The sequence below is a fragment of the Desulfobaculum sp. SPO524 genome (assembly GCF_044987625.1).
In the GTDB taxonomy this organism is placed as follows: Bacteria; Desulfobacterota; Desulfovibrionia; order Desulfovibrionales; family Desulfovibrionaceae; genus Desulfobaculum.
Genome location: NZ_JBJDSB010000001.1, coordinates 857693 through 870948 on the forward strand (window position 1 = coordinate 857693; position 13256 = coordinate 870948).

The 13256-nt window shown below is 63.1% G+C and carries 9 protein-coding genes; 3 read left to right on the forward strand and 6 right to left on the reverse strand.

The features are described 5' to 3' along the window. Window positions 1-68: 68 nt before the first annotated feature. From ACI3L3_RS03565 to ACI3L3_RS03575, 3 genes are all read left to right on the forward strand, one after another. A complete protein-coding gene (locus tag ACI3L3_RS03565) occupies window positions 69-623 on the forward strand; it encodes a helix-turn-helix domain-containing protein (protein WP_404844114.1) in 555 nt (184 codons plus the stop codon). Window positions 624-713: 90 nt separating this feature from the next. Then, window positions 714-2363 (forward strand): AMP-binding protein, encoded by a 1650-nt coding sequence (locus ACI3L3_RS03570; RefSeq protein ID WP_404843719.1) that lies wholly within the window; start codon window positions 714-716, stop codon window positions 2361-2363. 115 nt (window positions 2364-2478) lie between these two features. After that, a complete protein-coding gene (locus tag ACI3L3_RS03575) occupies window positions 2479-3492 on the forward strand; it encodes a diguanylate cyclase (protein WP_404843720.1) in 1014 nt (337 codons plus the stop codon). A gap of 73 nt (window positions 3493-3565) precedes the next feature. Here the strand turns inward: ACI3L3_RS03575 and ACI3L3_RS03580 are convergent, their stop codons facing one another. The 6 genes from ACI3L3_RS03580 to ACI3L3_RS03605 all read right to left on the reverse strand — a co-directional run bounded on the left by ACI3L3_RS03580 (window position 3566) and on the right by ACI3L3_RS03605 (window position 13153). After that, on the reverse strand, window positions 3566-4405 hold the full coding sequence (locus ACI3L3_RS03580; protein WP_404843721.1) for an ABC transporter permease: 840 nt from the start codon (window positions 4403-4405) through the stop codon (window positions 3566-3568). Next, window positions 4402-5076 (reverse strand): ATP-binding cassette domain-containing protein, encoded by a 675-nt coding sequence (locus ACI3L3_RS03585; protein ID WP_404843722.1) that lies wholly within the window; start codon window positions 5074-5076, stop codon window positions 4402-4404. The genes ACI3L3_RS03580 and ACI3L3_RS03585 overlap by 4 nt, the downstream gene beginning before the upstream one ends. Window positions 5077-5195: 119 nt before the next feature. After that, window positions 5196-5597 (reverse strand): MucR family transcriptional regulator, encoded by a 402-nt coding sequence (locus ACI3L3_RS03590; RefSeq protein ID WP_404843723.1) that lies wholly within the window; start codon window positions 5595-5597, stop codon window positions 5196-5198. 345 nt (window positions 5598-5942) lie between these two features. After that, complete coding sequence (locus ACI3L3_RS03595; RefSeq protein WP_404843724.1) at window positions 5943-8549, reverse strand: cobyric acid synthase; 2607 nt, start codon at window positions 8547-8549, stop codon at window positions 5943-5945. Between the two features lie 204 nt (window positions 8550-8753). Next, window positions 8754-11519: an excinuclease ABC subunit UvrA gene (gene uvrA / locus ACI3L3_RS03600; protein ID WP_404843725.1), complete on the reverse strand. Its 2766-nt coding sequence runs from the start codon at window positions 11517-11519 to the stop codon at window positions 8754-8756. Between the two features lie 260 nt (window positions 11520-11779). Further along, the gene (locus tag ACI3L3_RS03605) at window positions 11780-13153 is read right to left on the reverse strand and encodes an MATE family efflux transporter (RefSeq protein WP_404843726.1); all 1374 of its coding nucleotides are present in this window, start codon (window positions 13151-13153) and stop codon (window positions 11780-11782) included. Window positions 13154-13256 lie beyond the last annotated feature (103 nt).

Genomic DNA, 13256 nt, shown 5'->3' on the forward strand with positions numbered 1-13256 from the left:
GCAGCGCCCGTTTCATGATCGACGGTCCTTCCCGGACCGGTCCTCTACAGGAGAAGACAGGGATGGAAATGCACAATGAGGCGTACAAAGACATCGCGCCTCGCCTGCGCGGCCTGCGTGACGCTCTGGACCTGAGCGTCGGCGAACTGGCCGCAAAGGTCGGCGTGGATGAAGCCACCGTGGCCGGGTACGAATCCGGCACCATTGAGATTCCGGTGAGCTTCCTCTTCAACGTGGCTCAGGTCTGCGGCGTGGACCTGACGGTTCTGCTCTCGGGCGGCGACGCCCACCTCACCAACTATTCCCTCGTCAAAAAGGACGAAGGGCTGGCCGTAGAACGGCGCAAGGACTACGACTACAAAAGCCTTGCCTACAAGTTCACGGGGCGCAAGATGGAGCCTTTCCGCGTGCGCGTGCCCGCCAAGGACGAGGCCAGCATGCACAGCGCCCAGCACCCCGGACAGGAATTCATCTACATGCTCTCCGGACGGCTGGAAATCCGCCTGGGGGAGAACGCCGTGGTGCTTGAACCCGGCGACAGCTTCTACTTCGATTCCCAGACACCCCACGCCCTGCGCGGCCTCGATGGTGCGGATGCGGAGTTCCTCGACGTCATTATCTAGGCGTTTCACCGCGCACGGTGAACCGCCGCCCCCACAGACGACGTCAGACGGAACCTTCCGCAACCCTTTTCACCACCGAGGTAGTTACCCATGGATAAGCTGACCCCCAAATCCTATAAGGAGTTTTGCGCCTCCTTCGCGCTGCGCGTTCCCGAAAAATTCAACTTTGCCTACGACGTCCTTGACGACATCGCCGCCAAGGCCCCCACCCGCAAGGCCATCATCCACGTTGGCCCCGACGGCGTGCGCCGCGAATATGACTTCCGCTGGCTGGCGCAGGCCTCCGCGCGTCTTGCCGACGCCCTCGCCCAGCGCGGCGTTGGCAAAGGCGACCGCGTGATGCTGCTCCTGTACCGCCGCATTGAATTCTGGGTGAGCATGATGGCGCTGCACCGCCTTGGCGCTGTGGCCATCCCCTCCCCGCACCTGCTGACGGAAAAGGACATCGTCTACCGCGCCAAAGCCGCAAGCATCACCACCTGCATCTGTGAGGACTCCGTAGCCGAGGTCGTGCAGGCCGCCGCGGCAAAGTCCCCCAGCATGACCACCCTTGTGCAGTGCGGCCCCGGCCAGCTCCTACCCGGCTGGGAGCACTACGACCACATCTGCGCCACCGCAGCGGACACCTTCCCCCGTCCGGCGGACGCCGCCGGCGGCGAGGACGCGCTGCTCATCTTCTTCTCCTCCGGTACCACCGGCAATCCGAAGATGGTGGAGCACCGCCACACCTACGCGCTGGGGCACTACGTCACCGGCACATACTGGCACAACCTTGAGCCTGGCGACGTGCACCTGACCGTGGCGGACACGGGCTGGGGCAAGGCCGTGTGGGGGAAAATGTACGGCCAGTGGATGGCCGGCGCGACGGTGTTTGTCTACGACTTCCGTGGCCGCTTCGACCCCGCCGCCCTTTTGGACGTTATGGCGCGCGGCGGCGTGACGTCCTTTTGCGCGCCACCCACGGTGTACCGCTTCCTCATCCGGCAGGACCTTGAGCGCTACGACCTTTCAAAGCTCCGCTACTGCACCACAGCGGGTGAACTGCTGAACACCAGCGTCTTTGAAGACTGGAAAACGCAAACCGGCCTCGAAATCCGCGAGGGCTACGGCCAAACCGAAACCACCTTGCAAATCGCCACCTTCTCGTTCATGACGCCCAAGCCCGGCTCCATCGGCAAGCCCGTCCCGGGCTGGGACATCGTGCTCAAGGGCGTGGACGGCGCCCTGTGCTCTCCGGGTGAGGAAGGCGAAATCTGCGTGCGACTGGACCCGGACAATCCCGTAGTAGGCCTGTTCAATGAATACGTGAACGAGCCGGACAAGACCGCCGCCGTCAAATGCGACGGCTACTACCACACCGGCGACAAGGCATGGATGGACGAGGACGGCTACTTCTGGTTCCTCGGCCGCGTGGACGACCTCATCAAAAGCTCGGGCTACCGCATCGGGCCGTTTGAGGTGGAAAGCGCCCTTGTATCCCACCCCGCCGTGGTGGAGGCCGCCGTCACCGGCGTGCCCGACCCCGTACGCGGGCAGGCCGTAAAAGCCACCATCGTTCTGGCAAACGATACTGAAGGCACGCAGGAGCTGGTGCGCGAGCTACAGCAGCACGTCAAGCGAGTCACCGCCCCATACAAGTACCCCCGCGTCATCGAGTTCGTGGACGAGCTGCCCAAGACCATCTCCGGCAAAATCAAGCGCGCGGAAATCCGCCAGCGCGACATGGAGTGTAGCTGCTAATTCAGCCCACCCCAAGGCCAAAACCATACGCGGCGGCACCGACACAGTCGGTGCCGCTTTTCCTTTCCCGGCCTTTTCAGTATGGTCGCGCCAGACACCACAGCCCCAAGCACCCATGAAAAACAGCCAACTGTACGCCATCCTTGAAAAGAACCAAGAAATCCAACGCCGGTTCTTTGAGATTGAGAGCGAAATCCTCACCATCCTCGACTACTCATCGCTTTTCGCGCGCCTTGTCACCCTCATGCGCGACAGGTGCAACGTGCCCTATGTCTGGATTTCCCTCATCGAGGACAGCGACGCCGCAGCCCTTGTGCAGGACCTGACCAGCGCCGAGGACCTTGCCGGGCACCTGAACACCATCGACCGCGACAGCTTCCTGAACATCACCCGCGGGGGCATGCGCCCGGTGCTTGTCAATCAAGGCCTTGCGCCCTTTACCGCCCTGTATCCCGAGCCGCGCCCCGAGGGCATCGGCTCCGTTGCCGTGGCGCCCATCACGCTGGACGGCTGCGTCATCGGCAGCCTGAATCAGGCCGACGTCAGCCCCACGCGCTTTACCCCGCACAAGGACACGGGACTGCTCTCCCAGTTGGCCATCAAAGTGTCGCTGTGCCTCTCCAACGTGACCGCGCATGAGCGCCTGCGCCTGCTGGCCACCAGCGACCCGCTGACCACCCTCCTCAACCGCCGCGCCATGGAAGACAAACTGCGGCAGGAATTCGCCCGCGCCACGCGCTACGACAGCCCCCTGTCCCTCGCCTTCATCGACCTTGACGACTTTAAGACCGTCAACGACACGCTGGGGCACGACGCCGGAGACTGCCTGCTGCACTTCTTTGCCACCTCCCTCAAAACCCTTACCCGCGCCACGGACATCTGCTCCCGCTACGCGGGGGACGAGTTTGTGGTCATCCTGCCCGAGACCACCGCCGCACAGGCCCTGCGCCTTATGCAGCGCGCTACGGCCTTTTTTGAGCGCACAACCACCCCGCAGTACGATTTGCAGGTCCGCTTCAGCTTCGGCATTGCCGAGGCGCACGAGCGCGGCGTCACTGGCCCAAACAGCCTGCTCAAGCGCGCGGACAGCCGCCTCTACGACGACAAAAACGCCAAGCAGTGCCGCTAGCGCAAACAAAAAACGGAGCCTGGCCACATGGCCAGACTCCGCTTCATTGCGTGCTCTGCGCCCCGCTTGGGGCCTAGTCGTTTTCCGGACGCAAAAGGAGCTGATGCGCGCGGCCAAAGCACATGCGCCGCACAATGGACACCACCGCAAAGGATGACAGCGCCGTGGACGCCACCAGCATCAGCATCACCACAATCTGATAGCGGCAGGCCAACGCCGGGTCCGCACCCGCCAGCACCTGACCGGTCATCATGCCGGGAATGGACACCAGCCCCACAGCCATCATGGAGTTGATGGACGGAATCATGCCCGCGCGGATGGCCTCCTTGGTAATGGCGTCGCTGGCCTCGCGGTAGTCCGCGCCAAGGGACAGCTTCATCTCAATTTCCGTGCGGCTTTTGCGCAGGCCGGTGAACAGCCGCTCCAGCGCAATGGCCAGCGCGTTCATGGAGTTGCCCGCAATCATGCCGCCAATGGGCAGGAAATACTGCGGCTCCCACCACGGTTTCGCGCCGATAACCACGCCCGTCACAGTAATGCCCACCAGCATGTAGCTGAGGATCATGGTCACAAAGACGGGCAGACCAAAGGACACGTCGCGCTCGGGCACCCGCCCGCGCACAATATGCGCCGCCGCCGCAACCATCACGCAAAACACCGCCAAAATGGGCAGGCTCATCTTGATGGCAAAGATAAATTGCAGGGCGTAGCCCATGGCAAACAACTGTACGCAGGTGCGCAGCGTGCCAAGCAGAAGGCTCCGCGTCAGCCCTAGCTGAAACACAAGGGAAATCACCCCCGCCACCAGCACAAAACCCAGCGCCAGCACCAACTGCTCCGGCCCGATAACAATGGGATTGTTGCCGCCGGACACGGCTGTTTCACCAATGCCAAGCAAATGTTCCAGCGTCATGGCCGCACCTCCAGTTGGCCGTCCTTCAAATACAGCCGCATGGGCGAAATCCGCGTGGGGGCCACATCAAGGTGCGTGACCATAATGACCGTCACCCGCCCGTCGGCGCACAGGTCCTCAGCAGTGCGCTCCACCACCTCGCGGCTTTCGGGGTCGAGGGCGCTTGTGGGTTCATCCATAAGGATAACGCGTGGGCCAAGGAGCATGGTGCGGATAAGGCACAAGCGCTGGCGCTGCCCGACGGACAGGCCCGAGACCTTGGCCTCAAGCCGCACCCCGTCAAGGAGCATGCGCGACAGCCAGCCCTCAAGCTCCTCGTCTCGCGGGGGATACAGCTCGGTGTTTACCTTGAAGGAAAACGGCAGCAGCAGATTCTCGCGCACGGTGCCGGGCACAAGGGCGGGCACCTGCCCAACGGTTGCCACCTCGCGCCGAAGGCGCGGGGGCGCGTAGCTGTCCAGCGGCTTGCCGCGGTAGAGGATGCGCCCGGCTTCCGGCTCCAGCAGGCGGTTCATCAGCCGCAGCATGGTGGACTTGCCCGACCCCGACGGCCCGCCCACCAGCACAAATGCGCCGCGCGGAATATCCAGCGACGCACCGGACAGACACGGCCCGTTGCCGGGGTGCGTAAAAGTCACGGATTCAAAAGAGAAGACAGGATGCTCTGGCATAAGGAAAGCTCTACTCCGTATTCCGGATGGAGAAAAGACCGCGGCGGCACACACAAGAAAAGCCCGGCAAAAGCCGGGCTTTAATCGTCAAAAAACAGTCGCGTGAAGCGAAAAGGCGACTATTCCTGAGTCTTGCTCTGACCGCGGCGCTCCCAAAGGCGCATGTCGGCCATCTTCTTGCGGCGCTCGCGGGCGAGGCTCTTGCAGACGAGAGACGTCTTCTTGGTGTAGCCGTACTTCTCCTTGTATTCCACAGGAGTCAGGCCGTGGGTGGCAAGGTGGCGCTTGGTCAGCACCTTGAAGCTCTTGCCGCATTCCAAGCAGACAATAGACTTCTCACGGATAGCCTTTTTGGGGTCGATGGCGGGCTTGTCAGCTTCGCCTTCTTCGGCTGCGTGATGGATGTTGGCGATTCCCTTGGCGAGCTTGTCTACCATAGAGAGAATCTCTTCCTCAGTCATATTCCTGACGCTAGCCTGCGCCTTCACTATCTCAAGGGCTTCTTTCAAGTATTCGTCCATTTTTTCCTCCAATATGAAGCTGGTGGACTCTCTAGTACATCGCGTTTGCGAAATCAATGCTTTTTTCCAAACGTCACTACAGCGCAACTGCGGCGCGTAGTAAATTGCATCACACGGTCCAATTTGCAGAACGTGAAAATTTTTACATACGGAAAACGGCAGGCGTCCACAACGCGTTGCGGGCACAAAAGCCCCTGCCAAGTCCCTCATAGTCATACGGAATCGGCGGACATGCCGTGTGTGCCGACAGGTCCGCCGTTGGAATCTTCTCGATGCATGCTGAAGGGGACACTACAAGGTGCGTTGGGGCATGTCTACCACCGTCTGCGCACAGGTCCGGGTGCGCTACGTGAGGCCTGCGTTTTTGTAAAGCGCCTTCATGTCCACACTGGCCCGCACTGCGTCGGCCAGCCGGTCCAGGGCAGGCTCTATGTCGTACGCGGCCACCACTTTGCCCAGTGGCGCATGCCCGCCGCGCTGGCGCAGGTCATCCACAAAGCGGCGGCGGAAGGCGTCCGCGTCAAACACGCCGTGCAGATAGCTGCCCCACACGCGCCCACTGCGCGCGGCAAAGCCAATGGCCTCGCCATCATCACGCGTTACGCAGGCGCTGGCGGCGTCGCCCTCAAGGACGGTTCTGCCATGGTGAATTTCATAGCCCGTCAACGCCTCGCCCGTCGGCAAATGCTGCGCGCCCGTGGCGGTCAGCGTCTTCTCCGCCGCCAGTTCGGTGCGGATGGGAAGCAGGCCAAGGCCCTGCAACGTCTCCCCGGCGGACTCGATGCCGTGGGGGTCGCTGATGCCCGCGCCCAGCATCTGGAAGCCGCCGCAAATGCCTATAATTTCCGTTTTCCCCTCACGGGCCAAGGCGGTGATGGCTTCGGCAAGGCCGCTCTGGTCCAGCCAGTGGCTGTCCGCAACCACGTTCTTGCTGCCGGGCAGAATCACCGCGTCCGGGCGGCCAAGGTCCGCAGGGCGGCGCACCACGCGCATGTGCACGTCCGGCTCCACGCCAAGGGCGTCCATATCCGTAAAGTTTGAAATATGCGGCAGGTCAATGCAGGCGATGTCCACCACCTGCTCCTGCGTGCGCGCGCCGTGGAGCACGCCGCTCTTGAAGGAGACGGAATCCTCCTCCGGCAGGCCGTGCCCGGCCAGATACGGCACCACGCCATAAAACGGCTTGCCCGTGCGCGCCGTGGTGTAGTCGAGGGCGTCACGCAAAAGCGAGGCGTCGCCCCGGAACATATTGATGACGTAGCCCGCCACAAGATCGCGTTCCCACTCCTCCAGCAGCTCCATGGTGCCGACAAAGGAGGCGAACACGCCGCCACGGTCGATGTCGCCCACCAGCAGCACGCGCGCTTCGGCGTACCGGGCCATGGCCATGTTGACCATGTCGTGCCGCTTGAGGTTGATCTCCGCAGGGCTTCCCGCACCTTCCAGCACCATGACCTCATGCTCACTGGAGAGGGAATCGTACGCATCACGGGCGCGGGCCGCGGCCTCGCGCTTATAGTGCATGTACTTGGTGATGTCCATGTTGCCCACTGGAGAGCCGCACACAATAACCTGCGAGCCGGTATCGCTGGACGGTTTGAGCAGCACCGGATTCATGCGCACGTCCGGGTCCAGACGGCAGGCCTGCGCCTGCGTCACCTGCGCGCGGCCCATCTCGCCGCCTTCGCGGGTGACATAGGAATTCAGCGACATGTTCTGCGCCTTGTAGGGCGCAACGTCGTAGCCGTCCTGCAGCAGCACGCGGCACAGTGCTGCGGCCAAGACGCTTTTGCCCGCATTGGACGAGGTGCCCTGCATCATGATGGCGGGCGTCTTGCGCGGCAGAATGATGCGCGGGGCCGTGGCCGCGTCAACCGCACGGGGCAGCGCGCGGGTCAGGGCCGCCACCAGTTGCGCATTCTCCTTGCGGGTCCGCACCGCCACACGCAGCCAGCACTCGTCCAGTGCCTCAAAATTGTGGCACACGCGGATGGCCACACGCTCGGCAATGCAGCGCTCCGCAACGGCCTGCGCGTCGCATCCGGGCGCGTCCACCCGGCAGAGCAAAAAGTTCGCCTCGCCGGACAGCACGCTCAGGCCGTCCAGCTCGCACAACGCCTCAAAAAGCTCCGTGCGCAGGGCGGCGGTCTGCTCCACGGTGCGCCGGGCGTAGTCCTCATCGGCAAGGGCGCGCAGGCCCACAGCCTGCGCAAGACCATTCACCGACCAGTTGGGAATGCGCCGCCGGATGCGCGCCGCCACATCCGGCGCGGCGTAGCCAAGCCCCAGCCGCAAGCCGGGGATGGCGTAAAATTTGGTAAGCGAATGCAGAACCACCACATTCTGCGGGCGCGATGCGGCCAGCCTGTCCAGCTCGGGCACAAAATCCGCAAAGGCTTCATCCACGATAAACAGCGCCGAGGGATGCTCCCCCGCCATATCGCGCAGGGCCTGCGGGGCCATGGTGCGGCCGGTGGGATTGTTGGGCTGGCCGATGAAGACGGCCGTGCCCTCCGGGGCATCAACCAGCGCGGCGGCGATGGCCTGCACATCCGGCATAAAGCCCGCCCCCTGCTTCAGTGCGATGGTGGTCACCGGAATGTCCGCCACCTCGCAGGCGTGGCGGTAGTCGCTGTAGGCCGGGACCGGTATAATGGCGCGGGGCGGACGCAGGGCAGCCAGCACGGCGTGGAGCACCTCGGTGGAACCGTTGCCGGCCAGCACCTCATCCGGCGTGATGCCAAAGCGCTGCGCCGCGGCGGCGCACAGGCTGTCGCAATGTGGCTCGGGGTAATGCGCCAGTCCGGACAGGCGCGCACTCACCTCCGCACGGAACCACCACGGCGGGCCAAGGGGATTGATATTGGCCGAAAAGTCCGTGATGTCCTCCGGGGCGCATCCGGCCCTGCGGGCCAGTTCCCATATATTTCCGCCGTGTCTGTTCTGCTGCATGATGGAGCCAACCCTAGCACGCCCCCACCGCGCATCAAAGTGCGGCCTGTGCAGGGCGGTATGAGATTCATCGAAACGTTGCGTAAGCTGTGTGATACAAAATCGTCAAAGATGCAAGGCGACAAGCGCACGTCTGCCCGCCGCACAACGAAAAGGCCCCCGCCCGGCAGTGCCGGACAGGGGCCTTCACGGAAACAATGCCACCTAGCGGGCGATGAACTTGCCCGTGACGGAGTTCGGATTGGCGATGATGTCCTCCGGGGTGCCCTGCGCCACGATGCGGCCGCCGTTTTCGCCGCCGCCGGGGCCAAGGTCAATAACCCAGTCCGCCGCGCGCACCACGTCGGTATTGTGCTCAATGACCACAACGGACGCGCCCTTATCCACCAACCGATGCAGCACCTTGATGAGCTTGCCCACCTCGTGCATATGCAGGCCGGTGGTCGGCTCGTCAAGGATATACAGCGTCCCCGGCAGGCTGCGCTTGCCAAGCTCGCGCGATATTTTGATGCGCTGGGCCTCGCCGCCGGACAGCGTGGTGGCGGGCTGCCCAAGGCGCAAGTACTCCAGCCCAACGTCCTCAAGGATGGCAAGACGCCGCTTGAGGGTCGGATAGTTCTCAAAGAACTTGGCGGCCTGCCGCACGGTCATATCCAGCACTTCGTGGATGTTCTTGCCCTTGTAGGTCACGTCCAGCGTCTCGCGGTTGTAGCGCTTGCCGCCGCAGACGTCGCACTTCACGAACACGTCGGGCAAAAAGTGCATCTCCACGCGCAGGAAACCATCGCCGCGGCAGGCTTCGCAGCGTCCGCCCTTCACGTTGAAGCTGAAGCGGCCGGGCTGGTAGCCTCTGGCGCGCGCCTCCTGCGTCTGGGCGAAGATTTTGCGGATCTCGTCGAATATCTTGGTGTATGTCGCCGGGTTGGACCGCGGCGTGCGGCCGATGGGCGTCTGGTCAATGGAGATGATGCGCTCAATGTCCTCCATGCCCTCAATGCCCGCCAACTGGCCGGGTTCGTCCACCTTGATGCCACGCGCCAAGGCCAGATGCTTGTACAGCGAGTCCACCACCAGCGAGCTTTTGCCGGAACCGGACACGCCCGTGACCACACTCAGGCAGCCCATGGGGATAGCCACATCAAGGCCCTGCAGGTTGTTGGTGGTCACGCCCTTCATGGTCACGTGGCCACGCGGCTCGCGCCGGTGCTCCGGCTGTTCGATAATCAGGTCGCCGCGCAGATACTGGCCCGTCAGGCTTTTCTTGCACTTCATCAGGCCCGCCACATTGCCCTGATAGACAATCTCGCCGCCAAGCCAGCCCGAACCGGGGCCAAGCTCCACAATGTGGTCGGCGTTGCGGATGGTGGCTTCATCGTGCTCCACAACCAGCACAGTATTCCCGCGCCCCTGCAGGCTGCGCAGGGTCTCCAGCAGGCGGTCGTTGTCGCGCGGATGCAGGCCGATGCTCGGCTCGTCCAGCACATAGGTCACGCCCACAAGACCGGACCCAAGCTGACCCGCAAGACGGATGCGCTGGGCCTCGCCGCCGGACAATGTCGCCATGTTGCGGCCAAGGCTCAGGTAGTCCAAGCCCACGTTGACGAGAAAGGACAGCCTGTGGGTCAGCTCCTTAAGGAGCGGCCCGGCAATCATGTCCAAATGCCCGTCAAAGCGCAGGCCTTCCAGCCACGCGAGGGCCTTGCGGATGGAGAGGCTGGTGAACTGAAAAATGTTCAGGTCAGCCACCCGCGCCGCAAGGGATTCCGGACGCAGACGGGCGCCGTTGCAGGCAGGGCAAGGGCGACTCTGGCGGAAGCGGGACAGCTCGTCGCGCCAAATGTGCCCGAACTGCATGCCTGTTTCCATATGCGTCAGCACGCCGGGCCAGTCGGTCTCCGGCGCGCCGTGGAACAGCGCGTCCATGGCCTCCTGCGAAAATTCGGCCAGCGGCGTATCCAGCGTAAAGCCATAGGCCTTGCCCAGCGTTTTCAGTGCGTCGCTATAGCGGGAGAACACACGGGGGTTCTTCCATGGAATAACCGCCCCTGTGGAGAGGGACAGGCCCTTGTTCGGGGCCAAAAGGTTCGGCTCAAAGTAGTCCACACTGCCAATGCCGGAACACTTGGGGCACGCGCCCTGCGGGCTGTTGAAGGAGAACAGTTGTGGCGACAGCGGCGGCAGACTGATGCGGCACTCCGGGCACACGGCCTCGGAGGAATACAGCACGTCCTCGCCATCACGCTCGCCGCCGACAATGCCCACGGTCAGCCGTCCCTCGCCGTACTTGAGGGCCAGTTCCACGGAGTCCGCCAAACGCTTGCGCATGTCCGGCTTGGCCACAAGGCGGTCCACCACCAGTTCGATGGTGTGCTTTTTCTTCTTGTCCAGCTCGGGCATGGGGTCGAGGCCGGTCACCTCGCCGTTGACGCGCACGCGCACAAAGCCCTCGCTGCGCAGTTTTTTGAACAGGTCCTGATGCGTGCCCTTTTTCTGCTCGGCAAGGGGGGCCAGGAGGAGGAACTTCGTCCGCTCCGGCAGGCCCGCGATGTTCTCCACGATTTCGTCCGTGGTCTGGGCCTGAATGGGCCGCCCGCACTTGGGGCAGTACATGGTGCCAAGGCGCGCAAAGAACACACGCAAAAAGTCATACACCTCGGTCACCGTGCCCACGGTGGAGCGCGGATTGCGCGAGGTGGTCTGCTGTTCCAGCGAAATGGCGGGGGTCAGCCCCTCAATCTTGTCCACGTCGGGTTTGTCCATCTGCGGCAGAAACTGCCGCGCGTAGGCGGACAGGGACTCCACATACCGCCGCTGCCCTTCGGCATAGACAATGTCAAAGGACAGGGTGGACTTGCCCGAACCACTGGGGCCGCACACCACCACAAGTTCGTTGCGCGGAATATCCAGCGTCAGGTCCTTGAGGTTATGTTGGCGTGCGCCTTCTATATGTACGCAGTTGTTGTTCTGCATCAAACACCTTGCTTTCTTCCCGGTGTAGTGAATTCTCCGCACCAAAGCGGCTGGCCGAGGCCTCAGCCCGAAACCGAGAGTCTAACCATCATGGCGCGTATGGCAAGTGGAACAGTGGGAAACAGCGCAGCCACCGGATATTGCAGGAGAAGCCCCCTCTGCGGCCCCGCCGGAGCGCGCTTCGCCCAGCCAGCGCCCATAAAAAACGCGGAGCAGCCAAAGCCGCCCCGCGCGTTTCTACAACCTCTTTAAGCGCCCGCCTAGCGGATAACGCTCATACTGCGCCATTGCCCCTGACGGAAGCGCCGCCACGAGAAGAACATCAGCGTGCCGATATGCGCCAGCATCGCGCCCCACGCGGCGTACAGCCCCAGATGGAACACCTCCAGGATGAGATACGTGCCAAGGGCCATGATGAACACCGACGACAGCGACATCACCTTCAGGGTGTAGCGGATGTCGCCCGCGCCCTTGAGCGCGCCAAAGTACGAGAACACCACCGCGTCAAACAGCGTGTACACCGCCACGATAACGAGCAAAATGCGCCCGGCCTCACGCACGGGGGCGTACTGTTCGGGCGTAAAGCTGGTTGGGCGGAACATGGCGGACAAGGCGTCCGGGAACAGCAGGTAGATGGACATCATCACCAGCGCCCAGCCAACGTTCAGGTGCAGGACGCTGCGCGTGGCCTCGGCGGCGTCGTCAGGCCGCCCTGCGCCAATGGCCTGCCCCACCAGCGTCTGCGCGGCAATGTGCAGGCCCACCATGGGCATAAAGCTAAAGTGGTTCACACTCAGGACCATATTCGTCGCCGCCAGTTGCACGTTGCCAAGGCGGCCCACCAGCAGGATGAAAAAGGCGAACGCGAACACGTCAAAGAAGAACTCACAGCCGCTTGGCAGGCCATAGACCAACAGGCGCTTGAACTTGGCCGGATTCCAATGCCAGCCGGAGAGCACGCCGTACTGCTCCTCGTTGCGGCGGCGGAACACCATCAGCGCAAAGATGACCGCCGTCAGCGCCCACGCCACGCCCGTGGCAATGCCCGCGCCGCGGATGCCCAGCTCCGGGAACGGGCCAACGCCGTTGATGAGCATATAGTCCAGCGGTATGTTCACCGCCGCACCAATCATATTCACAACCATCACCGGGCGGGTCAGGCCGCGTCCGGTGTAGAACTCGCCAAGGGTGACGGTGAGGATATTGAATCCCGAGGCGTAGCACAGGATGCGGTAGTACTCGACCTCCAGCACCTGCACGGCCGGGTCGTGCCCGCCAAAGGCGAATATCGCCTCCGCTGGCAGGGCCAAGAGCACCATGCACACCGCCGCCAAAAGGCTGAACCACACGCCCTGCCACAGCGCCGGGCCAACCTGATGCGGCTGGCGCGCGCCGGTGTACTGCGCAATGAACACGTTCACATAGGTGGCAAGCCCGGAAAAGAACGCGATGAACTGAAAATTCATGGTGCTTGCGGTCATCGACGCCGCAAGGGCCTCAAGGGAATAGTGCCCGAGGAACACGCGGTCCGTGAACATGGTAATGGTGGCCGAAGCCATGCTCGCGACCAGCGGCATACCAACGCGAAGCACGTCGCGGTAGCCGTTGGGCGCACTCCACCGATCGATAGACATTTGTATCTCCATTTTCCGGTCTAGCGGGCAAGCCACTCTTGCCCGCACTGCCGGCAGAGTCCCCCTAGGCCGCCTCAAATAAATAGTCAACTCCCGGACCAGC